Genomic DNA, 24,468 nt, shown 5'->3' on the forward strand with positions numbered 1-24,468 from the left:
TATTATTAAAAAGTGTCCACATGTGGATAAGTGGCTTTCCGTAGTTTATATCCACAAGTAAAAAGGAAGGGTAAAGGAGGAAGGAGGGGGAAGGATGACAAGGAGAGCTGTATGGTTTAGGCGTGATTTAAGGTTGAACGACCACACCGCTTTAGCTAAAGCGTTAGAAGATACAAAAAACGAGGATCAAATCGTACTGTTCTTCCATATCCACCCATCATTAAATGAGTCATTTACACCAAGGCATGATTATTTTTTCCAAACATTAAAGAGTGTCGTAGACAGGGCGGAAGAATTAAAGGCCCCTGTCCATTTCATTCATGGAGAAACGGAAAAAGCTTTTCAGCATTTGATCGAGGAGTTAAATGTGGAGATGGTTTATTTCAACAGAGATGAAGTCGGATTTGGGAAAGAGCGCGATGCTTCGATTACCGAGTACTTAAGCGGTCAAGATGTAGACGTCTATTCCTACATCGACCACCATCTTCATGGGGCTGATGAAGTGCAGAAGAACGACGGTGGATTTTATAAGGTTTTCTCTCCCTATCTTAAGAAGTGGAAGCAGCTTCAGAAGCCGGCCATTCAAAGAGTCGATGTGGATCAGTTATCTTCTGCAGCACTGGATGAGAGGAAGGCATTTTCTGATGGCCAGCGAGCATATGATGATTTGATCAAGAAAACCGGTGGCACGTATGAAGGTGTCGGAGAAAAAGATGCACTGGAGCGACTGAATCATTTTCTTGATGAGGATATTTATGACTACGATGATCGGCGGGATTTCCCTGCTCTCGATGGGACGAGTCTAATGTCCCGTTTCCTTCGTACAGGAGCGATATCCATCAGAACTATCTATCATAAAATCGAAGAGGATGTCGATTTCAGAAAAAACACCTCTGGAGTCGATACGTACATTTCTGAGCTTGCCTGGCGGGATTTTTATAACATGATTTATCATTTTTACCCGGATGCTAATACAACAGAAATGGTGGAAAAATACCGAGGGATTCCGTGGAACAATGATGACGACTTACTTGGGAAATGGAAAGAAGGTCAGACAGGGTTTCCGCTGATTGATGCAGCGATGCGCCAGCTGAATGAAACAGGGTGGATGCATAACCGACTGCGCATGGCGGTCGCTTCCTTCTTGACGAAAGACCTGCTTATGGATTGGCGTGAAGGAGAAAGGTACTTTTCTGAACGGCTGGTGGATTATGATCCTGCTTCAAACATCGGGGGATGGCAATGGGCGGCCTCTACAGGCACCGATCCTGTCCCGTACTTCCGTGTTTTCAATCCGATACGGCAGTCCGAGCGGTTTGATCCCCACGGCCGTTTCATAAAAGAATGGCTTCCTGAACTTGAAAATGTGAAAAAGAAGCACATTCATGAACCATCCAAAATGACAGAAGAAGAGCAGAAGGAAGCAGGGTGTATCATCGGGGAAGACTACCCTGAACCGATTGTCGACCATAAAACGATGAGAGAACGAGCGATTGAAATGTTCAAAGATAAAACATAACAGCGTTCGTTCTAGGAAACATGGTCGGGATATGAAATAATAGATAGAGAATGAAGAAGTTGGAGGTTTGGATATTGAATAAACATCAGAAACAAATGGAAAAGTATGCAGATCTGGCTTTGAAAAAAGGTGTGAATCTACAAAGAGGCCAGGGCCTGATTATCAATGCGCCAATTGAAGCGGCTGAGCTTGTACGTACGATTTCAGCCAAAGCTTATGGCAGGGGCGCGAAGAATGTTCACTTGGAATGGAATGATGAAGTTCTCAGTTACATGAAGATGAAGAATGCTCCGATGGATGTGCTCGAGAATTTCCCTAAATGGAAAGCGGAAGGATTGGAAGAGATGGTCAAAGATGGCTATGCGCTTTTATCCATTTACGGACCTAATCCTGATTTATTCAAGGGCATCGATTCGGAAAGGATCGCCAAGGCGAATAAAGCAAGCGGCGAAGCTCTCACCAAATATAGAGACTATATAATGAATGATAAAACCACATGGTCGATTATTGCCTTTCCTCAGGAAGCCTGGGCTCAAAAGGTATTTCCGGACGATTCCCCTGAGGAAGCACAGGACAAGTTGTGGGAACAAATTTTCCAAATTACACGAATCGATCAGGAAGACCCGATCAAAGCATGGGAAGAGCATAACGAAAAACTTCGTCAGGCTCGAGAGTATTTGAATCAAAAGCAATATAAAAAACTTCACTATAAGGCTCCGGGCACTGAGTTGTCGATCGAGCTCGTCCAGAACCACATTTGGCATGGCGGTTCAACGACTTCCGAGAAAGGGACAGAATTCAACCCGAACATTCCTACAGAAGAAGTGTTCACCATGCCTCATAAAACAGGGGTGCAAGGCAAAGTTACAAGTACGAAACCTCTCAATTATGGCGGAAACCTGATTGAGAACTTCACGCTGACGTTCGAAAATGGGAAAGTCGTTGATTATCAAGCGGGATCTGGAGAAGAGACGTTAAAACATCTGCTTGAAAGTGATGATGGAGCCAAACGTCTGGGAGAGGTTGCACTTGTTCCAAACGAATCTCCAATCTCTAAATCAGGGCACATTTTCTATAACACGCTTTATGATGAAAATGCTTCCTGTCACCTGGCTTTAGGAAAAGCCTACCCGACCAATATCCGCGGAGGATCATCTTTTAATAAAGAACAAATGGATTCCCATGGGGTCAATGACAGCTTAATTCATGAAGATTTCATGATGGGTTCCGAGGAGTTGGACATTGATGGTGAAACAAAAGAAGGGGAGTTTGAAGCGATTTTCCGTAAAGGTTCATGGGCAATCGACTTTGAATGATTCCAGCGAGACATCCGTAGAGGATGTCTCTTTTTTAGACATAACCATTCATAACAGAAGATGACAATTGGTTTACATATGGTTTAAAAATGAATAAAAGTGCCTTAAAAAGCACAGGAATGTGGTAAACATGAGGTAGAGGATTAATTGATAATGAAGGGTGAGACAACATGAAACGTGATGCCTTTTTTGATAATGCCAAACTCGTTCTTATTTTTCTCGTCGTCTTTGGTCATATCATTCAGCCGTTTACTGACGGATCAAGGCCGATGTACACATTATATACTTGGATTTATACGTTCCACATGCCTGCTTTTATTTTCCTTGCCGGTTTCTTTGCGAAAGGGTCCGGAGAAAAAGACTACATTTTACAATTAGCTAAAAAATTGATCCTGCCTTATCTCATTTTCCAGCTTGTTTATACAGGATACTACTTCTTCATTGGAAAAGGAGCGACCTTAAGTGGGATTTTCTACCCTCACTGGTCTCTGTGGTTCTTGTTCAGTTTGTTTTGCTGGCACATCCTGCTTTACTGGTTCAAAAAAATCCCTCCATTCCTTGGAGTGGCTATTGCCGTGCAAATTGGTGTTCTTGTCGGGTATTTCAATGATATTGGGCATCATTTCAGCTTGTCCCGGACATTCGTTTTCTTTCCCTTCTTCCTTGTAGGGTACTGGTTGACGAAAGAGCATGTCCATAAATGGAGAACTCGCCGAGTGAAAGAAGCAAGCCTTGTCGTAATGGCTATCGTTGCCTCCGTCATCGCTCTATTTCCGGAATTCAGTTCAGGCTGGCTGCTAGGCTCTAAGTCGTATGAAGTGCTTGGTAGCCCCGAAATGGGCGGCGTGTTCCGATTAGGTGTCTATGTACTGGCTGCTGTCATGACCATCAGTGTCTTTGCGTGGGTCCCGAATACGCAGTACCGTCTGACGTACCTTGGTGGAAGGACGTTATACGTTTACCTGCTGCACGGGTTCTTCATTCAATTCTTCCGTCAGGCCGACTGGTTCAAAGTCGACCACGTATTTGATGTCTTAGGTCTAGCTATCGTAGCCGCTGCCATTGTGTACGTGTTATCGAGCGGAATCATCCGCACCCTTACCCAGCCCTTCATTGAAGGACGCATTCAGCTTTTGAAAAAATGGTGGCACCGGGTAAATCATAAAGATTCTTCTTTTCAGTCCTAAGCAGGGATTCCCTCCTTTGTAGAGAAAGAAATGAAAGGTAGAGGAGGGAATGGTTATGAAAATTTTGCCCATGAAGGACTGTCCGTTCAAGGATGCCCTGACATCTTTAAACGAAGGTTTTCAAGATTATCAAGTCCAGATGCAGTTTGATTTGGATGGTTTGATTCAAATGATGAGTTCAAAACGGCTATCTCCTGCTTTTTCATTTCTCGCTTATGATGGGGAGAAGCCTGTAGGAATCGTTTTAAATGGTATTCAAGAAGTAGACGGAATAAAAACAGCTTATAACGGAGGGACAGCTGTACACCCTTCGTTTCGTAAAAGAGGAGTGGGACGCTTGCTTGTTCACTCCTCTTTATCTATGTATGAAAAAGAAAAGGCATCTGTAGCTACATTAGAAGCGATCTCAGATAACCACGGTGCGATCGCTTTATACGAACGATATGGATATCAGGTTGTGGATCATTTACATATCATGAAATCCACTCCCGGAGGTTACACAGTAAAAAATATGACCTATTTAGAGTCCATGGATGAAGGCGATGGGAAGGAGCGAATGACCAAAGGGGATTACCCATGGCAGAATCAACCCTTCTCCATAGAGAAAGGAGAGTTTTTCAAAGTCACAGATGGAGAAGCAACCATTGGGCATATGGTCTTCACCCGACATGATAATGAACACCTCACATTATTTCAGGTACACTCTGAAAACAAGGGAAAGGAGTGCCTGAAAACTCTTCGTTCAACATATCCGGATGCAGTCATCACTGCTTTTAACATACCTGAAAAAAGCCCTGCTTATAGAGCATTGAAGGAAGAAGGATTCGAAACCCGATTACAGCAGGTTTGGATGAAAAAACTATTGTGATTGAAATTCTATCCTTTGTAAATAATAGGAGGGATATGGACAAGGAGGTTGCTGATCATGGATCAAAAGATATTAATGATTGTGACGAATGCGGACCAATTGGACGGAAAACATGAAACAGGATTGTGGCTTCAGGAATTTGTCGAGCCTGCAACAGAATTTCAGGAAGCGGGTTATGAAGTCGTAGCAGCGAGTCCCAAAGGTGGGCGCCCACCTATCGACCCGAACAGCTATAGCAATAGACTGCCAAAAGTTTGGGACGGAGTTATGAAACCCATCGATAAAACGGTTCCTCTAGCCGAAGTAGACCCAACAGAATTCTCAGGTATCTTTCTTTGCGGAGGACATGGCACGATGGTCGACTTCCCGGAAAATGATGAGCTTGAAGAATTACTCCGGCACTTCTTGACAGAAGGTAAAGTCATCGGGGCTGTATGTCATGGGCCTGCAGGATTTGTAGGAGTGGAGGATCATAATGGACAGCCACTCGTAGAAGGTAAAACGATCACCGGCTTTACGAATGAGGAAGAAAAAGAGACGGGTCTCGATTCCGTTGTTTCTTTTATGCTGGAGGACCGCTTAAAGGAAGCGGGGGCAGAGTTTGACTCTGGCGATGCCTTCTCGGATCACGTCGTCAGTGATGATCCCTTCGTCACCGGACAAAATCCGCAGTCAAGCCTCTCAACAGCACAAAAAATGCTAGAACTCCTAAAAAACCGCTAAGCCCCCAAAAGCTTAGCGGTTTTTTCATATAAGCTCCCTTTAGTTGAAGCCCCAGTTTCGAGACGATTGGGTGGTTCTAGGGCTACGGGAAAAGGTTCGCTTTCCATGGGGCGGGCGGTGAGCCTCCTCAGGCTATGCCTTCCGGGGTCTCACCTGTCCCACACGTCCCATAGGAGTCTCACCGTTTCCCTCCGCCACTTTACCTTATAAGTGTCTCGAAACTACTTCTAAAAGGGGCTGCTTGAATTCACTAGTAAGGTTTTAATTCTTCTCCTCCAACCGGGCATATGGTTCGTTGTATCAAGCATTTGCGTATTCTGAGCGTCAACGGGGTAGTGTTTATATCATTCACTCCCATAACCATACGAGATAATTTTTTAAGTAGTGGTTTCGAGAACCTTCCATGGTAAAGGGGCGGAGGGGAATGGCGAGACTCCTGCGGGAAAAAAGTGCTTGGTGAGACCCCACAGGACGCAGTCCGAGGAGGCTTACCGCGCTCCCGCGGAAAGCGAGCTATTCCCCGCAGCCCCCATCCACTACACATAAGTCTCGAAACTGAGTCTTCAACAATCCTGCTATTTACTTCAATAAGGAGTAGGATACAAAAAAGCACTTCCTCGTTGGAGGAAGTGCTTTGGTTTTAGAATAATAAATGAGCAATAAGAGTGATGATTGGCAGCGTAATGATAGTCCTTAGAAGGAAAATAATAAATAGGTCTTTGATGTTGACTGGAACTTTAGAGCCAAGCAATAGACCACCAACTTCAGACATATAGATCAGCTGCGTTACAGATAGAGATGCGATGATAAATCGGGTCATTTCACTTTCGATAGAGGATCCGATAATCGCAGGGAGGAACATGTCCGCGAAACCAACAAGGATGGTCTCAGACGCTTCCTGTGCATAAGGAACCTGCATCAGCTCAAGAAGTGGAATGAACGGCATACCGATCCATGTGAAAAATGGAGTGAATTCGGCAATTACGAGTGCAATAGTACCAAGCGCCATAACGATCGGAGCTACACCCATCCACATATCCAGGATGTTCTGAGTACCCTGCTTCAGAAAATTGCCGATTCCGCTTGCTTTACTGCCTCGTTCTACGGCTTTTGTATAACCGTAGGTAATCAAGTTGTGGTTTTCCGGAACTTCTTCTTTTTGATCGCTTGGCTCTTCGGTTACATACGTATCTGGTTTCCTGGAAAGAGGTGGAATTCTCGGCATGATCAAAGCAGCGATGAAACCTGCAATAGCTACAGTTAAGTAAAACTGGCCGAACATATCGCCAAGACCGACTTCCTGAATGACTACAAGGCTGAAGGTGATGGATACGACAGAGAAGGTTGTCCCGATGACAGCCGCTTCACGCTTCGTATAATAACCTTCTTCATATTGTTTACTTGTGAGAAGGACACCGATGGTCCCATCTCCTAACCAGGAGGCTAAGGAATCAATAGAAGAACGCCCAGGCAAACGGAAGAGTGGACGCATGATTTTTGTTAAGACTACCCCGAACAGTTCAAGGAGTCCGTAGTTCAAGAGCAGTGGTAAAAACAGTCCTGCAAATAGAAAAACGGCGAAAAGAACATGCAGAAGGGAATCAAGAAGCAAACCGCCTGTATTTTCACTCGTGATTGCCTCAGGTCCAATTTGAAAGTAAACCATGATGGCGAAAATCATACCTAAAAGGCGAGTAACGACCCATACCCGTGGAACATTAAATAAAGACTGGAAAAATGGTGATCCATTGAGGGCTTCTTTGCCTGCTGCCTTAGCTATAACCGTCCCTATAGCTGTAATGGTGATAATGATCGTCATGATCAAGGATAAATATTCGGCAAGCCACGTTTCCACCCAACCGGCAAGAATTGCGATTGGAATGGTGACGGCGCCGTCATCCCCGAAGATCGGAAACATGAATAGGAAAATTCCGATCAAGGATGGAATTATGAACTTTAAGTGTGATGATGCATTGAAGTCTTTCGCTCTCATCCAAAATCTCTCCTGACTTGTCTGATTTTTTTATTTATAAATGCTTGAGAATAATTATGCAACACTATTTATTCTATTACGTTTTCCGTCAAAAACCAATAGGAAATTTGTAGATGATCGGCGGTTTGTGTTTATGGAAGTAGAAATTGAGGAACGTTTGCTAGTACTTGTATTTGTCAGAAAGGGGAGAAGAAAATGCGGCATTTCCCTACACCGAAAGTCGTGGTCAGCCGTTGTTTGGAATTTGCAGAAGTCCGCTATAATGGAGCCGTGATCCCAGATAAGGCCGTTCAGCGTATGCAGGCGCATGTGGAATTCATACCCGTATGTCCAGAGGTTGAAATCGGGCTCGGCGTACCACGCGAAGTCATTCGTATTATTGATGGCGAAGAAGAACAGCTCGTCCAGCCGAAAACGGGAGAAAATCTAACGGATACAATGAAAGAGTTCTCCGAAGGTTTTCTGGATCATTTGACCGACGTGGATGGATTTTTATTGAAAAACCGATCACCAACGTGCGGCATGCATGATGTGAAAGTTTATCACAGTGAAGGAAACTCTCAAGTTGTCGGAAAAACATCAGGATTTTTTGCCAAGGAAATCCTTCATCGTCATGGAGGGCTTGCGATTGAAGAAGAGGGGAGACTTAAGAACTATACACTAAGACACCATTTTTTAACGAAATTGTTTACGCTCGCTGACTTTCGTGAGGTGAAGAAGTTTGATGGAATGAAAGGGTTGCAGCAATTCCATGCACGTAACAAATATCTCTTCATGGCTTATCACCCTGGGACGCTCAAGAAAATGGGGCAAACGGTTGCGAATCATGATCACCTTGAATTTGAACAGATCATAGAAAGCTATGAACCTTTGCTTCATGAACTTATGGAGAATCCGGCAAAACCGAGTGCCCACGTGAACGTATGCCAGCATATTGCCGGATACTTCAAAAAGGATTTGTCTAAAGAAGAGAAAGAAAGCTTTCAAAGCCTTCTGGAACAATATAAAGAAGAGAAAGTACCTTTGAGTGCTGTGTTGAGTGTATTAAATTGCTGGGTCGCCCGTTTCCAAAGTGAATACTTGAAGCAACAGACCTATTTTGAACCCTATCCGCTGGAGCTTGTTGAAATATCGGATTCAGGAAAGGGGAGGGCCTATTCCTGAATCACCCGACATAATGTTTCAAAATCCGGTCCACCTGTGATCCATACATTTCCCCAAAGATATTCAGATGGACGAGCAGATAAAAAAGCTGGTAGATGGGTTTTGTATCCTGATAGTTCTCGGGTAGCTCGAAATATGTGTGGTACTGATCTAAAAAGTTTGGCGGGAACCCTCCAAACAGCTCTGTGAAGGCAAGTTCAAACGCATGGTCTCCGTAAAGGACGGACGGATCGATTAAAACAGGTTCGCCCTCACTTGTGGTCATCCAATTTCCACCCCATAAATCGCCGTGCAGGAGTGAGGCTTTTGGTTTTTGGGGAATAAATTCATCGACCCTGTCCATCAGTTTTATCAAGCGTTCTTCGCGAAGACCTGAGATTGAACCTTTTGTCACTCCTATATCCAACTGTCCACCTAAACGATAACGGCGGTAATAATCTGTCCAGGCTGTGCACCACTCATTGGTCTGATTCAGCTCACCAACAAAGGTCGGCTTTCCATATCCGTACTTCTCTGATGTATGCTGATGCATGTGAGCTAAGCTCTTTCCGAAGGAATGGGAAGCATCTGACGTCCCTTTTTCGATCCATTCCATCACAAGCGCAGCTTTTTCATCACCATCAGGGATGTCGTAATGATAGACATCAGGCACTCGTACAGCTTCTGTTTCCTTTATAAGGCGTAAGCCCTCTGCCTCTGCTTGGAAAAAATGACTCGCAACTTTTTCGTTGACTTTAATAAAATAAGGACGACGGTCCGTCTCTACATAAAATGACTGATTGATGTCTCCTCCACTTACAGGTTGGATGGAGTGTACGGTTGAAGTGTCGTTGACTTTTTCTAATGTCTCCCGAATAAAACGTTCCATGGAATCCCTCCTTTTAATGAATGGTAGTGGAAAGAGGTGGCTCTGGTTTCATTTCTTTTTGATACGCATAAATGGTATGGATTTCTTTAAACCCGAATTGTTGATATAAGGCTTCTGCCTGCTGATTCTCTGTTCTGACCGAGATTGTGACCACATCCAGTTCAAGAGCAAAAAAGGCATACTGTAACGCATGATGAATGAGCTCTGAGCCAACACCGCTGCTTCGGTGATTAGCAGCTACATTTACAAAGCAAATTTCTCCTTCATGTCCTGAGATAATCGTTTCGAAATAAATGTACCCGATCAGCTCTCCGTTTTGCTGGTAACCCCAAAGGTAATTGCCCTTATCCCCGGATAAATGCAGCATTTCCTTTGTCGTGTAGTAAGCTGCCGAAGGATGAATGTCATCCAAGGTTGCGTAGTCTTCCTGACTAAGCCCGACGATGGAGGTGTTTTTTGTCTCACTCGTTTCATAGGAAGATTTAAAAGCGGCTAACGTACGTTCCATATTGTACATCTGAAACTGATGCCTTTCTGCAAAGGAAACGAGTGCCTGATTGGCAGCAAAACAGGCTACCTTTACAACATCAAAGTGCAGCTGCGCCGTTAGAGAAGCTTTGTCCCATAAACGTTCAATGACCTCCTCCTGATCCTTAATAGCGAAAGGCCCCAGCAGCCGGCATAGTTTCTGCTCAAAAAAAGGAAGGATGCCGAGGAATCCGATGATTTCTTCTCCTTCCCAGGCGACATAGGCGAGAGGTTCTTTGAACTGGGTCAACGTCCAAATCTGTTCAAATATTTCATTTTGTTCTGAAGCCATCCAGGCAACGTAATGGTGGTCTTGTTCGTTCATTTTGAACAACCATTCGGCAACGGTATGTAACTCTTTGACTTCCAATTCACGAATATGCATCAGCAACACTCCTTTGTATAGTAAATTTTCACACAGTTGGTATAGAAGGCGCAACTGTTAGGGAGAGGTGAGGGTAAATCGATGAAATAGGGGAGGGGCTTTCGGTTGATCCCATCCATTCAGTTGGAAACCGGTCAAACTTCACTTAATTACATCATTAAAGAAACCCCCAATCATCCGATTGGGGGAAAGAGTCTTACTTATTCTTTTTAGGACCTTTTTCTTTGTAATCCACTTCATATTCGAATTCAACAGGGTTCAAGCTATCCTGCGGAGCCGCGTAGTAAGTCGTCATGTACGTCTTACCAGGGCGGAAGACTTGTTGAAGCTCCAATGCCTCTTCATCTGTAACATTGAATGGGTCGACTTCAACAACTTGATACTTCCCGTTGTTTTTCTCTTTAATGAATGTAACACCATAGTCTACATAATTTCCGAGAAGTTCCGCTTTAGACATGAATGGTTCTTTTGTCGTGCCATCATAACTTATTCCGACTTCTGGAATTTCGATGTTATCAATGAACCATCCCGTGTCATTGTATCCCCAATCCGTCAAGTAACGGAATGAGATGTGGACTTCCTCTCCTGCAAACTCAGATAGATCGAAGCTTTCAGACTGGTAATCCTCAAAGTGTCCTGTGAATCCAGGAACATTTTCTTTGATTTTCGGATAACCTTCGTCAACGACATCTGAACGCGTGTTTTCGTTTTCAAGGGATGTCCATGTTTGTCCATTGTCTGTGGAAACTTGTACGACACCATAGTCCCAGCTCTCTTCGATGTCCACAAAGTGGTCGAAATTCAATGTGGCGTTCTCAACATCTGTTAAGTCCGCTTTGAAAATCAAATTGTTGTCCAATTCGTCACCTGTGCCGGCAGAAAGCACTTCATTATCGCTTCCTAAAGGATCCGTTACGCTTTCCCACGTGTTATCTTCAAAATCTACGCCATTAAACTTGAAGGACTCTACGTTTTCACCTGGTTCAAAGTTGAACTCTTTAAAGTCTGTACCCCAGGCAGGGACACCCTCTTTTTCATAGTCTTTCGCTTTTTCAAAATTGACCGTTTTCCCGCGTGTTTCTCCATCTCCAACAGGAAGCTCACGTAAATCGATGTTTTCAAAACCATATTTTCCGCCTTTGAACTTCGGATCATCCACAACTAAGGCTGTAGAGAAGTCTTGGTAAACTTCATTGAATGTTACGTTAAACCCAAAGTCTTGATAGGCGCTTTCGAAACTTTCAATACTATTCAATTCATCTTTCGCCACGTGGCGGATGAACTCTTGTCCAAATCTCTCGTAGTTGTATAGGGTGAAAAGTTGAACCAGGCCATAGTCAGCAATGGTTTCAGGACCGGTTTCAGCGTCTACATGCTCGTCCCAGTTTGTTAACGAGTTTTCCGGGTGATCGAGCAGGAAGTTGATAGACCCGGAATCCATTCCGTATCCACCTAGGTATTCAGAGAAAGTGGACATTCCTTCATTCAACCAGGAAGTCTCATCCCCGTCATTATCCGCATGAATGAGGTGCTGTAATTCGTGTATTGTCGTTCCAAAGAACGTGCTTTCCAGACGTGTATCCCAGTCTCTTGAATCGATCGTGATGATGTTACGATCCATATAGTTTTCAAGTGTCTGCCAGAAGAAGCCAGCAACAAAGAAAGGATAGGTCGGGTCTTCATAATTGTCATCCTGAACGTTATCGACAAGGATGATGACTTTGTCTCCATCCCCTTGATAGTAACCCTCAGGAACAATTCCTAAGTCCTCCAGTTGAGCATTTGTTCCGTCCAATGTATCGGGGGAACCAAAGAAATCAGTAGCTACTGGATACATGTTTTCATCGAATTCATTGGCCATTATGTCCGCTTGCTCTTGTGTGACCACATGAGCTGGACGATCGTCCCCTTCAGGGAAGGAAAGGTCATTGGCCACCCATACTTCTGCATGATCTCCCACACTTTGAAGAGTAAACTCTTTAAATGCTAAATCCCGAGTGAGGAATTGTTTCGTTTCACCTGCGGCAGAAGTACTTGAAGCTTCTGCATTTGATTCAGATTCGCTTCCTTCTTCCCCATTAAAATTTACTTTGGATGCATTATCCTTGATCGTCTGTTTCGCTTCTCGCTGGAAGCTTTCGCTTTCGTCCAAGCGCTGCAATTGACCATCGATATCTATTTTTTCGCTATACCGTTCGACGTTCCAATTTTCCTGTACTTTGCTTGCACTTACTTCTGTTACCGCAGCTGGAGAGAGCAATGACAGGGTCAAGGCACCCGCTGACAGTAAAGCTGTTAGTTTCTTATTCTTCAAAATAAGATCCCCCTAATGAAAAAATTGTAAAAATATCTATATTTTATTATGAAGAATATTCTAAAAATTAGAATAGTTATTTTGTATTGAATTTCGCAACACGAAACAATTCTGATGAGAATAAAGTTATAGGTCTATGATCCCTGTTGGGTGTGAGAATTTATATGATTGACGAGAATAAGAGAAGGGAAGAATGAAGAACAGAAGTATGGAGGGGGAGGAAAATGGGAAAACGGTTGAAATACATATCCATATATAGAATATCCATCATCGTCTGGATGGCGTTGAAATTTCTTATACAAATCTTCTGGTTTGAAAAAAGACACCGGATCTGGGATCAGGACACAAAACGGAAATGGGAGGAAATGCTGGCAAAGCAAGCAGAAGAATACCGCAGGAAGGCCGTGCTATTAGGTGGTCTGCTCATTAAATTCGGCCAGTTCTTAAGCTCCAGAGGAGATTTATTACCGCAATCTTTCATTAAAGAATTAGAGGGGCTCGTTGACAGAGTCGAACCGGTTCCATTTAAGTATTCGAAACAGACCATGGAAGAGGATTGGAATGCACCTCTTGATGAATACCTTTCAAACATCAAGGAAGATTCCATTGCTTCAGCTTCGATCGGCGAGGTTTATAAAGCTCATTTGAAAGACGGCACCCCCGTTGCGGTTAAGGTCCAGCGCTACCGGGTTCGCGACACGTTCCGGATGGACTTCAAAGCATTGAAAATCGTCTTCTGGATGCTCAATAAATTTACCGTTTATGGGAAGAAAGCGGACTTGCCGGCTTTATATCGAGAAGTCGTCCGAGTGATCAGCAACGAATTGGATTTCACTATGGAACTTCAGAACGGCAATCATTTCAAAAAGAGATTTGCAGATTTTGAAGATGTTTACATCCCTGATTATTATTCCGATCTATCGACAAAGCGTGTGCTTGTCATGGAATGGATTGAAGGAACAAAAATCACGGACTTATCTTTTATTAAGAAAAATAACATTGACCGGGAAAAGATTGCTCGGACGCTGTTCGATTTGTGTGTGGAACAGTTTCTGTATGCGGGAATGTTTCACTCCGACCCTCACCCTGGAAACTTGATGTTAAAAGAAGATGGTACAGTGGTTGTCATTGACTTCGGGATGGTCGGAGAAATTAAGAAGGAAGATGCGAATTCGATTCGTAAAATGATTCAAGGCTTCATATTAGATGACTATGACAGAGTTATTGAATCGCTGCAGGAAATGGACTTCCTGCTTCCTGATGCGGACACAGAGAAAGTGAAAAAACTCTTGAAGCAGACAACCGACATGTACCTGGATGGGAACTTTGACAAGTTGGATGCGCATATGATGAATGATATGCTGGGCGATTTACAAGAGTTTGTGAAAGAACAGCCGATTCAGCTTCCTGCTGATTATGCCTTTTTAGGACGTGCGACTTCAATCATCGTTGGAGTTTTAACAAGTGTGTATCCTCAAATCGATTTAATTAAGTGGGGAAGACCGGTAATTAAGGAATGGATGTCAGGGGAAGCTTCCAGTTTTTCTTTATACAAAGAAATCGCGAAAGAGACAGCCCGGCCGCTTCTATCCCTGCCGCGAGCTCTGGTGGAATATCTCGAGGATGGAGATAAAGAAAGGGAATGGAAGAGTTATCATCAAAAAAACCATTTATTCCATCAATATTATCTATTTTACACTTTCCTTTCGCTCGTGATTGCAGGAATCGGTGCTGTTTCTTTATATTACACACTGATTGTTCCTGTCCTCCCGACGATATGGATCGGGAGTATCGTATCAGGAGTAGGTGTACTTGGGTTTCTCGTAAGTTCGTTCAATCATTTGAGGATGTTGAAGCGCATCCATCATAATAGGAGGAATGAAGGATGAGTGATTTATTGAAGAAAGGGTTTCATCTTGGTTTAGGTGCTGCCATCAGTGGCAAGGAACGTTTTGAAAAGATGGTCAATGAAATGGTGAAGAGCGGAGAAATCAGCCCTTCACAAGCGAAGACAATGGTCAATAATTGGATGAACCAGTGGATTGCAAAAGGTCAGAGCAAAGATAAAGAATGGAATGAACAGGCGAAAGCCAGGTTTCAGGATCAGATGAAGGAACTGGGCTTTGTCTCAAAAGAAGAGTATGAAAAACTGGAAGCCCGCATCGAAAGACTTGAAAATCTTCATGGAAGATAACCAAAAAGCCTCCGTTTCTGAATTCATCAGATGCGGAGGCTTTTTGGTTATGTAAATACGGATGATAGCAGGGTTGTAGCGCAGCGATAACTTATCTTTATAGAAAAAAGGATTCTGACGAGTGACTCGCTAAACGAAGTCTTGAAGGGAGAAGCTGTTTTTTCAGAGAGGGGAGTTTTGTTCTGTAAAGATTAGGTAATAGAGCATAACTAGACAGTTCTATATATGCGGATTTCCAACCGAAGGGGAGGGAAGAGTCGGTGAATAAACGAGTGTTGTCCTTTTTCGTAATCGCTTTCTTAACTGGGTGTCAAATGAGAGTACTCAATCCAAAAAGTGATACTGCTGATACATTGACGAACTTAATCTACCTGAGCTTTGGCATTATGATGCTTGTGCTGATCGTCGTATTTGTTTTATTCGTCTACTTTCTTAGGAAATTCCGGGAAAGAGGGAAGGCGAAATTTAATATTCCACCAGATGAAAAGGAGAACAAGTGGCTGGAGATCACATGGACCATTGTTCCTGTTTTATTGCTTGCCATCTTAGCCGTTCCAACGGTAAAGGCTACATATGACCTAACCTCGAAAGTGTCAGGTTCAGCGGGAGGGTCAAAGGGCGACGCTATGATTGTCGAAGTGGTCGGCCAGCAATACAATTGGAAATTCACTTATGAGAACGGTAAAGAATCTTATGATGAACTCGTTTTACCTGTAGATCAGGAAGTTCAGTTCCGTCTTACATCAAATGATGTCATCCACTCCTTCTGGATTCCGAACTTATCAGGGAAAATCGATGTTCTCCCGGGTGAAATGACGAAATTATCGTTTGAGCCACGCGAAGAGGGGATGTATCAGGGGAAATGTGCAGAGTTTTGCGGGGCGGAACATACGCTGATGAGGTTTGAGACGAAAGTGATGAGTCAGCAATCGTTTGAAAACTGGGTGCAGGAAGAGTAAACAGGAGAAGGTGGGGTGAATGGGATGAACGTACCTTTTATAGGAGAAGTTCCTTCAGATATCGTGGTGTCCTGGATTGTAACCATTCTTTTGGGCGCAGCCTTGTTTTGGTGGTTGACGACGAGAAGGAAATGGCCATTGATTTGGGATTATATGACGACGACGGACAACCGGAAAATTGGAACGATGTACATTTTGCTTTCCATGGTTTTCTTTATCCGTGGGGGCATTGATGCCATGTTTATCCGGACCCAGCTGGCTATACCGGAAAATGATTTTTGGGTTTTCCAATCTCAAAAGTATAACGAAGTTTTCACGACGCATGGGACAGTCATGATTTTCTTCGTCTCCATGCCTTTGCTGATCGGTTTAATGAATATCGCAGTGCCTCTTCAATTGGGGGCCAATGATCTTGCTTTCCCTTATTTGAATGCGATCAGTTTTTGGTTGTTTGTGGCCGGCGGGGTCATTTTCAATATGGCTTTCTTCTTTAATGCTGCCCCAAATGCGGGTTGGACTTCCTATGCGCCTCTCGCGACAGATACGTTCACGACGGGCCCTAATAACAACTACTACATATTCGGTCTCCAAGTCTCAGGCTTGGGTACGATTTTTACAGCCATCAATATGATTGTCACCATCTTCCGTCTCCGTGCACCAGGGATGAAGATGACAAGGATGCCCTTATTTTCGTGGGCTACCCTCATCACATCCTTTCTTATCATGATTGCTTTCCCGGTTTTAACAATAGCGCTGTTGTTATTGATGTTTGACCGGATTTACGGAACGAGCTTCTTTCTTGGGGAATACGGAGATCCTGTGTACTGGCAGCACTTGTTCTGGATTTTTGGTCATCCGGAAGTGTATATTTTGATTCTGCCTGCCTTCGGTATCTTTTCGGATGTCATCTCAACTTTTTCAAGAAAAAGAGTGTATGGGTACACATCTATGGTGGTTGCGATTGCATTGATTGGATTACTAGGATTTATGGTATGGGCACACCACATGTTTACAGTGGGACTTGGTGCTTTGGCCAATTCTATTTTTGCCATCACTACGATGTTAATTGCCGTTCCCACCGGCATCAAAGTATTCAACTGGTTGTTTACGATGCGAAAAGGGGTCGTGAGAATAACGACTCCTATGCTGTTTTCATTAGGATTTATCCCTACATTCGTCATTGGAGGAGTGACAGGGGTCATGCTGGCCGTTGCAGCGGCAGACTACCAGTATCATGATTCGTATTTCGTTGTTGCCCATTTTCACTATACGATGATAGGTGGCACGATTCTCGGTGCATTTGCAGGCATTTATTATTGGTATCCGAAAATGACCGGGAAGATGCTTGATGAAAAACTGGGAAAATGGCATTTCTGGCTCTTTATTATCGGATTTCATTTAACATTTATGCCTCAGCACTTTGCGGGCTTAAATGGGATGCCGCGCCGCTTATATACCTATACGTGGGAAGATGGTGTATTCCTATTGAATTTCGTCAGTACGATCGGAGCGTTTTTGATGGGGGCGAGTATGCTGTTTGTTGCATGGAATTTGTACAAGACTCATCGACTTACTGACCCTGTGGGTGCGGATCCGTGGGACGGCCGGACATTGGAATGGACCGTCGGATCACCAGCGCCTGAACATCCGTTTCAACCTGTTCCGCAAATCAATTCTATCGATGCTTACTGGTACAGCAAAGTAGAAAGAAAGAGGCTGCCAGAATCCGAAGAGGCCAGACCTTCTCCTATCGCTATTCAAACGGTGGCTCCTGTTCTGCTTGCAGGTGTTTTGATTGTCATGAGTGTCGGTTTTATATATGGATGGGTTTGGATGCAGATCATAGGTGGAATCGCTGCACTGGGTTTCTTTATCTACCGTGTGTTTAATGATGAAAGAAAAGCTGTGTATCGAAAGGAGGAAGAGTCATGAAACAGACGTCGGAGGTGTTATTCAATGACAAACGACTCGGTTTCTTCCTCTACTTAGTTGTCGAAGCCATCATGTTTGCAACATTGTTCGCTACCTATATCCTTTACACCCCTTCATCCAGGGGAGCGGATCCTACAGAAGTGTACGAGCTTCGAACCGTCATATTGACATCCGTTTTCCTCCTTTCAAGCAGCGGTACATTACTAATAGCGGAGAGTGGATTGGAAAATTGGAACCGGCTTAAGATTTGGATTGGACTGGGGACGACCTTTCTGCTCGGGAGCATTTTTATGGGGTTGGAAATCCATGAATTTTACAAGTACTGGAGTGAAGGCTACACCCTTACGATGAACAACTTCCTTGCTTCCTTTTATGTACTCGTTGGGCTTCATGCGTCACACGTTGCATTTGGGCTGGTATGGATGATTCTTTTAATGGTCCAGCTCAAGCAGACGATGCCGAAGTCTTTGTTCAAAGAAAAACACAAGATCTTCAACTATTACTGGCATTTCGTCGATGTCATCTGGGTATTCATCATCCTTATCGTCTACGCACCTTACCTTTTCTAATATTAAAGTGTTTTTACAGATAAGCTCCCTTTAGTTGAAGACTCAGTTTCGAGACTTCTGTTGGGTGGATGGGGGCTGCGGGGAATAGCTCGCTTTCCGCGGGAGCGCGGTGAGCCTCCTCGGACTGCGTCCTGTGGGGTCTCACCAAGCACTTTTATCCCGCAGGAGTCTCGCCATTCCCCTCCGCCCCTGACGCTCAACCCGGGCAACGAAACCTGGAAAGTCTCGAAGCTGAGTCTTCCACAATCCTGCCATTATATTGAATGGTGGGGGGCTATCTGGTTTTTTTGATGAGCTTGTAAAGGAAATACATAAGGGAAAAAACAAAGAAGGCTGTTAAAACCAGGCTGATATAATACAGGACCCCGTCTCCCATCCAATCAAGAGGAGTACCGGCAATGGGAGGACCCTTCAAGTACAGATAATTGGTTTGGAAAAAAGTATTGAAAATGAAGATGAATACACTGTATATGATTAAGTAGAAGAAGGTTTCCAACAAGTCTTTACCCCTGATCGTGACTTTTGTCGATACAATCAAAAATAGACTGGTCCAGGAGATAGCCATGTGATGCACAAAGAACTTCCAAAAGCGGAAGTGCTCATATCCATGAGGGATATCGGGAGTGATTAAGGCAATGGCTGCTGGCAGAATACCTATGAAAAAAGTGATTTTAATAAGTTTCGGATGATAGGTAAGGAGTGCGGCCACCCCCAATAAAGAAGCAATTCCGCATAAATGCAGGGGGAGATGGCTTCCTTCCATCCAGAGACCGTGTATGATCGTCCAGGTTTGATAGCTGATCTCAGAAAGGATTAACAACAATAATAGACTGAAACGCACAAGGTTGTGTAGTACATTGGAATTCTTTAAAGATCGATGCATCACAAGGATACCTATAGAAACCACCAAGTAAATGGAGAGCATCCATGTATGGCTGGTTCCGAATGTAATAAAGGTTTGGTCAATTCGTTCACTGAACCATGCTTCCATAATAGCCTCCTAGAGAACGGGCTTTAGCTGTGCTATGATTCTACCATATCATTTGGCTGAAGAGAGGGTCGATATGAAAAAGATCAATTGCTTTCGCTGCAAGCACTTTCGTACAACATGGAACCCGGCATTTCCGAGAGCTTGCGAGGCTTACGGTTTCAAAACGAAAGAAATGCCATCCGCATTTGTTTTGAAATCGACTGGATCCGAATGCTTGCAATTTGCTGAAAAGAACCAAAAAAAGAAGAATAATAAAGCCGGGAACCCCTCCATAATTGATTACCGACTGTAAATTAAATGAAATTTCAGAATATGTATGTACACTCGCTTATTCTATGGTATGCTGATGAATATTTCACTAAGCCGAATAAAATAGAGAGCGGCTGAAAAAGGTGAATGAGTGAGAGGAGTGTAGAAAGTATGGCGAGAGAACAATGGGGGACGAAGCTGGGCTTTATGCTTGCCGCGATGGGGTCAGCTGTCGGACTCGGAAATATATGGAGATTCTCCTTCGTAGCAGGAAATAATGGCGGAGGCGCCTTTTTAATCTTGTATTTATTATTTGTACTCTTAATTGGTGTACCCCTGTTATTGACTGAAGTTAGTATTGGAAGGAAAGCAGAGAGCGACGTTGTCGGCTCATTCCAAAAGCTTGCACCTAAGACTCCCTGGTATTTGACTGGGTTCTTTGGTATAGCCAGTGCTTTCTTGATTTTAGGATTTTATGCTGTAGTAGCTGGATGGGCGATCTTTTATTTCTGGAATTATATCAATGGTTCATTCTTTACTTCGCCTGAAGTCGGTTATGATGGCGCTTTTGGTCAATTTATCAGCCACTCATGGCATCCGATTGCCTGGACGGCACTCTTCATGATTCTGACGATTGTCATTGTATTGAGTGGTGTTAAGAAAGGGATCGAAGCGGCGAACAAAATTTTCATGCCTTTACTGGCTATCATTTTGATTGGTCTTGCGTTCTTCAGCCTTTCTTTGGATGGGGCATCAGAAGGTTTGAAATTCTTATTCCAGCCGGACTGGACTGCGTTTAGTAATCCTTCCATTTATATAGCGGCTTTGGGGCAGGCTTTTTTCTCCTTAAGCCTTGGAATGGGAGCTATGCTGACGTATGGCAGTTATTTAAAAAAAGAAAACAAGTTACCAAGTGCGACGCTTGGCATCGGCATCATGGATACATTTTTTGCCGTGATATCAGGTGTGGTGATTTTTCCAGCTGTATTTGCTTTTGGAATTGACCCAAGTTCAGGCCCGCCGCTTGTATTTATTACACTACCAAGTATTTTTGAGCAGATGCCGTTTGGCGGAATTATCGGGCTGGTGTTCTTCTTCGCTTTGATTTTAGCCTCCTTATCATCATCTGTCTCTATTCTGGAAGTACCGACCGCTTACTTTATGAGAGCTTTTGGTTGGACACGGTTTGCTACGAGTGTGTTGGTAGGATCGATTATGTTTGTGCTCGGAATTGGCGTATCCCTAGGCTTTGGCTTATGGTCCGGCGTCACCCCGATTGGAGACTTGAATATCCTCGACTCGATGGATTATATCGCCTCCAACATCCTGCTTCCTCTTGGAGGTCTATCCATGGCCCTTCTTGTAGGCTGGTACTTCAAAAAATCCGAAGCATTGGAAGCTACGGATATGAAAAATGGGCTGCTTGGCAACCTATGGTTTACGATCATCAAGTTCATTGCTCCCATCATGATCATTGTCATCTTCTTAAACCAAATCGGAGTCATCTCCCTATAATTCCAAAACCCAGGAACCTCGACCACTCGTCGGGGTTCTTTTTTACATGCTTGAATTATCATAGCTACTTACTAAAGAATATGGCAGGTTTTCTGAAGACTCAGTTTCGAGACTTATGCTGAGTGGACGGGGTCTACGGGGAATACCTCGCTTTCCGCGGGAGCGCGGTGAGCCTCCTCGGACTGCGTCCTGTGGCGTCTCACCAAGCACTTTTTTCCCGCAGGAGTCTCGCCACTCCCCTTCGCCCTTTACCTAGGTTGATTCTCGAAACCACTTCTAAAAGATCACCTTGAATAATGAAGAGAAATGAATCATATAAAATTTTCTACTGCGGGCTGCCAGAACTTAAGGCTTGATATAGAGCGTTTTATGCCTACTTAGGATAGAGGAATAAGAGACACTCACTCTCGGTATAGGGGTTCGTTCCACTTCTCCACAAATGGGGTGGTGGGGAAGCTGCGAGACTCCCGTGGGAGAAGGAGGTAGCAGGACGCAGTCCGAGGAAGCTCGGCGCTCCCCAGCCACCCCTAACGCTTAACTAGGCAACAAACCCTGGAAGCATCTCGAAACTGAGTCTTCAACTATAGGGAGCTTATTTGGAATATTGGTTAGAGGGATTTTGGAAGGTAACTTTTTAACATTTGATGAAACTGCTGGAGAGAAAAGGACAGGGGGGAGGGGAACATGTTAAACTACGACAGAGAACCATCTTTTATGGAAAAGGAGAAAACGATTTATGGCAATCACCAACAAAACGGTCTTGAAAAAGATGTCCAGTGAGATACAGGAAGCGATGCTCCAGCATGGAGATGAGCAAAAAGTGAGGGAGCATGTGCGTTCGGTGAAATTGCTTGCAGACTTACTATTAGAGGAAGAGGCAAGTACACAAAGTTCACCGGCTGCAGTCCAGGAACCAACCGTTGAAGAAATACGCAAGATGATGGGAGCAGGCAATCCTGAGCCCGTCCAGAAAGAGAATAAAGAAACAAAAATCGACCATGACGAGGCCAATGGCTCTTCCATTTTCGATTTTTAAGGGGGAGAAGAAATGAAGATATTTTTAATTTTAGCCGTTATTAATGGATTTTTAGCCGTCGCTTTAGGTGCCTTCGGGGCTCATGGACTCGAAGGCAAAGTCTCCGAAAAAGGATTGGATCAATGGGGGAAAGCCGTTGATTACCAAATGTTCCATACGATGGCTTTGTTTGTCACAGCTTTATTAATGAGCAAAATCCAGGCCGGTGCTATGACGGGTGCAGGTTGGTTTTTCTTTATCGGAATTCTGCTGTTTTCCGGAAGTCTTTACATCTATGCGACATCTGGAATTAAAGTATTTGCTATGATAACTCCGTTCGGTGGCCTTTCATTTTTGATCGGCTGGATTTTGCTGGGTTATGCGATTATTAAGAATCTTTAATACTAGAAGTAAAGGATGGTCGTGAAAAATAGAAGAATAACCGCCCTCAAAAGTTGAATGATGGCATTTACTTTTTGCTGGCGTTTCATCTCGAGCATCCCCTCCAAGGCGAAGCTCCCGGCTAGAACATAGAACATGAGTAAGATGATCCATTGGTGTTCGAGCTGAAATAAACCGACCACGGCAAGGATTACAGCTAACAAAAGGGCACCTAACTGGGCTCTTTGGTAACTCTCATATGGAGGTCGCATTTGTACACCCTTTTCTTTTGGCGTTTAGCCATTAATTATGAATATGGAAATGAAAAACTCGCTACCGAAATAGCGAGTTTTTTGCTTCATTAACGGGATTGAGGATTGGTCATACCCTGGCCGGTTCCAAAGGGATAATTGTAGTTGATTTCCTCGTCGAATGTAATGTAATCAAGGTAAACCATCAAGAGTAAATAACGTTTCCCGGTTTGAGGATCGCTAAGTATGATGTGGTCTCTTCCTGCGGCTTCGATAATGCCTTTGAAAACCTTAGCGTTCCACTGGTCATTGTTTTCAAAAGTCATATATACGGTTGCAGGTTTTCCTGCATTCAGCCGTAAAATATTCTCAATGTAGGATTCTTCAGAAGGTAACATATTCGGAGGATTAACGCCCCCTTTAGATTGTCCTTGCTGCATTTGCGGAAATTGAAAGCCACCTTGTTGACTCGGAGGCTGGGTTCCCTGCCCTTGCATTGGTGAAACCGGATAGTAATTCATATACGGGTTTTGGCCGTAATAGGGGGAAGATTGGCCGCCGTACATCGGCTGTCCCTGACCTTGCCCGCCCATTTGCGGTTTCTTTTGTGCCAATTCAATCACTCCTTATTGGAATTAATAAACAGTAGGACAGACAGACCGAGACGGAGAATAGAAGCAGTGGGGTTTGAACCTGCCCGTATTCCATTGATTGGACCCAAACCACTGAGCTCGGCAGTCTAGAGAAAACTTGACAAACCAAAGTGAATTCGTGGCAGGGTGGAACCGCTCCCCGTTGATCGTCCTTCTTGCAAGCCGTTTGTCTTTTTCCTGTGCCCTGTGGTAGAACTAGCCCTAGTGAGCAGCCTTAAAACAGCCGGGAATCTGGAACGCCATCTTACGAACCGTATCGATTTCTGTAAAAGCAGTGCCATCTCCTCGCACACGGTTGACTTCTGTATTTCCGACCATAAGCATGCCTCGTTTACCTTCTCCTTCAGCCTTTGTCCTCATAAGTATCGATAATAATCTCCCATCGGCCTGCTCGAAGGGGACAACAGCCATGCGGTCACCTCACTTTAATAAAGGCATGATTGCATGTTCTTTAACACTATATGTTGGACGCCCGGGGAGATATGATTAAAAAAATATTCTGATGGACAACAAAAAGGAGCTCCCTAGAAGGGACGTCCTCTTACTGTTCTTCAACAATGATGGAAGGATTATGGAAGACTCAGTTTCGAGACTTCTATTGAGTGGATGGGGCTGCGGGGAATGACTCGCTTCCCGCGGGAGCGCGTTGAGCCTCCTCAGGCTGACGCCTTCCGGGGTCTCACCTAGCACTTTTTTCCCGCAGGAGTCTCGCCATTCCCCTCCGCCCACTTACCAAGGAAGATTCTCGAAACCACTACTTAAAAAATCAGCTCGTATGGTTATGAGAAGTGAATGATATAAACGCTACCCCATTGACGTTTAGCAAACGCAATTGCTTGATACAACGCACTATATACCCGCCTAGGGGAAAAGAATTGGAACCTTACTTATGAA

21 protein-coding genes and 1 pseudogene are annotated in these 24,468 nt (G+C 44.1%); 14 read left to right on the plus strand and 8 right to left on the minus strand.

The features are described from left to right. Nucleotides 1–94 precede the first annotated feature (94 nt). From VKA52_RS04425 to VKA52_RS04445, 5 genes are all read left to right on the plus strand, one after another. Nucleotides 95–1,519 carry a cryptochrome/photolyase family protein gene (locus tag VKA52_RS04425; RefSeq protein ID WP_326314329.1) on the plus strand — a complete coding sequence of 475 codons (1,425 nt, stop codon included), beginning with the start codon at nt 95–97 and terminating at the stop codon, nt 1,517–1,519. Nucleotides 1,520–1,593: 74 nt separating this feature from the next. Further along, nucleotides 1,594–2,835 carry an aminopeptidase gene (locus VKA52_RS04430; protein WP_326314330.1) on the plus strand — a complete coding sequence of 414 codons (1,242 nt, stop codon included), beginning with the start codon at nt 1,594–1,596 and terminating at the stop codon, nt 2,833–2,835. Nucleotides 2,836–3,005: 170 nt separating this feature from the next. After that, nucleotides 3,006–4,022, plus strand: coding sequence for an acyltransferase family protein (locus VKA52_RS04435; RefSeq protein ID WP_326314331.1), 1,017 nt, complete (start codon nt 3,006–3,008; stop codon nt 4,020–4,022). A 55-nt stretch (nt 4,023–4,077) separates the two neighbouring features. Beyond that, nucleotides 4,078–4,890, plus strand: a complete 813-nt coding sequence (locus VKA52_RS04440) for a GNAT family N-acetyltransferase (protein WP_326314332.1) — start codon at nt 4,078–4,080, stop codon at nt 4,888–4,890. A gap of 57 nt (nt 4,891–4,947) precedes the next feature. Further along, nucleotides 4,948–5,613 (plus strand): type 1 glutamine amidotransferase domain-containing protein, encoded by a 666-nt coding sequence (locus VKA52_RS04445; RefSeq protein WP_326314333.1) that lies wholly within the window; start codon nt 4,948–4,950, stop codon nt 5,611–5,613. 640 nt (nt 5,614–6,253) lie between these two features. Here the strand turns inward: VKA52_RS04445 and VKA52_RS04450 are convergent. After that, on the minus strand, nt 6,254–7,606 hold the full coding sequence (locus VKA52_RS04450) for a YjiH family protein (RefSeq protein WP_326314334.1): 1,353 nt from the start codon (nt 7,604–7,606) through the stop codon (nt 6,254–6,256). 195 nt (nt 7,607–7,801) lie between these two features. On the opposite strand from VKA52_RS04450, the gene VKA52_RS04455 reads away from it, so the two are divergent. Further along, the gene (locus tag VKA52_RS04455) at nt 7,802–8,770 is read left to right on the plus strand and encodes a YbgA family protein (RefSeq protein WP_326314335.1); all 969 of its coding nucleotides are present in this window, start codon (nt 7,802–7,804) and stop codon (nt 8,768–8,770) included. 1 nt (nt 8,771) lies between these two features. Here VKA52_RS04455 and VKA52_RS04460 read toward each other — a convergent pair whose 3' ends face one another. The 3 genes from VKA52_RS04460 to VKA52_RS04470 form a co-directional block, all read right to left on the minus strand. Further along, entirely contained in the window at nt 8,772–9,638 is an 867-nt protein-coding gene (locus VKA52_RS04460) for a fructosamine kinase family protein (protein ID WP_326314336.1), read from the minus strand. Between the two features lie 13 nt (nt 9,639–9,651). Beyond that, nucleotides 9,652–10,551, minus strand: coding sequence for a GNAT family N-acetyltransferase (locus VKA52_RS04465; protein WP_326314337.1), 900 nt, complete (start codon nt 10,549–10,551; stop codon nt 9,652–9,654). A 196-nt stretch (nt 10,552–10,747) separates the two neighbouring features. After that, nucleotides 10,748–12,865 (minus strand): peptidase M6, encoded by a 2,118-nt coding sequence (locus VKA52_RS04470; RefSeq protein WP_326314338.1) that lies wholly within the window; start codon nt 12,863–12,865, stop codon nt 10,748–10,750. Nucleotides 12,866–13,089: 224 nt separating this feature from the next. Between VKA52_RS04470 and VKA52_RS04475 the strand changes: the two genes are divergently transcribed. From VKA52_RS04475 to VKA52_RS04495, 5 genes are all read left to right on the plus strand, one after another. Continuing rightward, nucleotides 13,090–14,754 carry an ABC1 kinase family protein gene (locus VKA52_RS04475; RefSeq protein WP_326314339.1) on the plus strand — a complete coding sequence of 555 codons (1,665 nt, stop codon included), beginning with the start codon at nt 13,090–13,092 and terminating at the stop codon, nt 14,752–14,754. Beyond that, on the plus strand, nt 14,751–15,059 hold the full coding sequence (locus tag VKA52_RS04480) for a phasin family protein (protein ID WP_326314340.1): 309 nt from the start codon (nt 14,751–14,753) through the stop codon (nt 15,057–15,059). Before VKA52_RS04475 ends, VKA52_RS04480 begins: the two co-directional genes overlap by 4 nt. 260 nt (nt 15,060–15,319) lie before the next feature. Then, nucleotides 15,320–16,018, plus strand: a complete 699-nt coding sequence (gene coxB / locus VKA52_RS04485; protein ID WP_326314341.1) for a cytochrome c oxidase subunit II — start codon at nt 15,320–15,322, stop codon at nt 16,016–16,018. Nucleotides 16,019–16,042: 24 nt separating this feature from the next. Beyond that, complete coding sequence (gene ctaD, locus VKA52_RS04490; RefSeq protein WP_326314342.1) at nt 16,043–17,950, plus strand: cytochrome c oxidase subunit I; 1,908 nt, start codon at nt 16,043–16,045, stop codon at nt 17,948–17,950. After that, nucleotides 17,947–18,519: a cytochrome c oxidase subunit 3 gene (locus VKA52_RS04495; protein ID WP_326314343.1), complete on the plus strand. Its 573-nt coding sequence runs from the start codon at nt 17,947–17,949 to the stop codon at nt 18,517–18,519. Before ctaD ends, VKA52_RS04495 begins: the two co-directional genes overlap by 4 nt. Before the next feature lie 274 nt (nt 18,520–18,793). Here VKA52_RS04495 and VKA52_RS04500 read toward each other — a convergent pair whose 3' ends face one another. Beyond that, on the minus strand, nt 18,794–19,510 hold the full coding sequence (locus VKA52_RS04500; RefSeq protein ID WP_326314344.1) for a YwaF family protein: 717 nt from the start codon (nt 19,508–19,510) through the stop codon (nt 18,794–18,796). A 420-nt stretch (nt 19,511–19,930) separates the two neighbouring features. Here VKA52_RS04500 and VKA52_RS04505 point away from each other — a divergent pair, with 420 nt between their 5' ends. The 3 genes from VKA52_RS04505 to VKA52_RS04515 all read left to right on the plus strand — a co-directional run bounded on the left by VKA52_RS04505 (nt 19,931) and on the right by VKA52_RS04515 (nt 22,691). Next, the gene (locus VKA52_RS04505; RefSeq protein ID WP_160910835.1) at nt 19,931–21,274 is read left to right on the plus strand and encodes a sodium-dependent transporter; all 1,344 of its coding nucleotides are present in this window, start codon (nt 19,931–19,933) and stop codon (nt 21,272–21,274) included. 736 nt (nt 21,275–22,010) lie between these two features. Next, nucleotides 22,011–22,310, plus strand: a complete 300-nt coding sequence (locus tag VKA52_RS04510; protein WP_326314345.1) for a YwdI family protein — start codon at nt 22,011–22,013, stop codon at nt 22,308–22,310. 12 nt (nt 22,311–22,322) lie between these two features. Then, nucleotides 22,323–22,691 carry a DUF423 domain-containing protein gene (locus tag VKA52_RS04515; protein ID WP_326314346.1) on the plus strand — a complete coding sequence of 123 codons (369 nt, stop codon included), beginning with the start codon at nt 22,323–22,325 and terminating at the stop codon, nt 22,689–22,691. 2 nt (nt 22,692–22,693) lie between these two features. Here the strand turns inward: VKA52_RS04515 and VKA52_RS04520 are convergent, their stop codons facing one another. The 3 genes and pseudogenes from VKA52_RS04520 to VKA52_RS04530 all read right to left on the minus strand — a co-directional run bounded on the left by VKA52_RS04520 (nt 22,694) and on the right by VKA52_RS04530 (nt 23,985). After that, nucleotides 22,694–22,942: a hypothetical protein gene (locus tag VKA52_RS04520; RefSeq protein WP_160910838.1), complete on the minus strand. Its 249-nt coding sequence runs from the start codon at nt 22,940–22,942 to the stop codon at nt 22,694–22,696. 89 nt (nt 22,943–23,031) lie between these two features. Continuing rightward, nucleotides 23,032–23,514, minus strand: coding sequence for a spore coat protein GerQ (gerQ, locus tag VKA52_RS04525; RefSeq protein WP_439108887.1), 483 nt, complete (start codon nt 23,512–23,514; stop codon nt 23,032–23,034). Between the two features lie 42 nt (nt 23,515–23,556). Beyond that, a pseudogene (locus tag VKA52_RS04530) lies at nt 23,557–23,985 on the minus strand (cell wall hydrolase). Between the last annotated feature and the right edge of the window lie 483 nt (nt 23,986–24,468).

The sequence above is a fragment of the Halobacillus sp. HZG1 genome, from assembly GCF_035818575.1.
In the GTDB taxonomy this organism is placed as follows: domain Bacteria; phylum Bacillota; class Bacilli; order Bacillales; family Halobacillaceae; genus Halobacillus; species Halobacillus litoralis.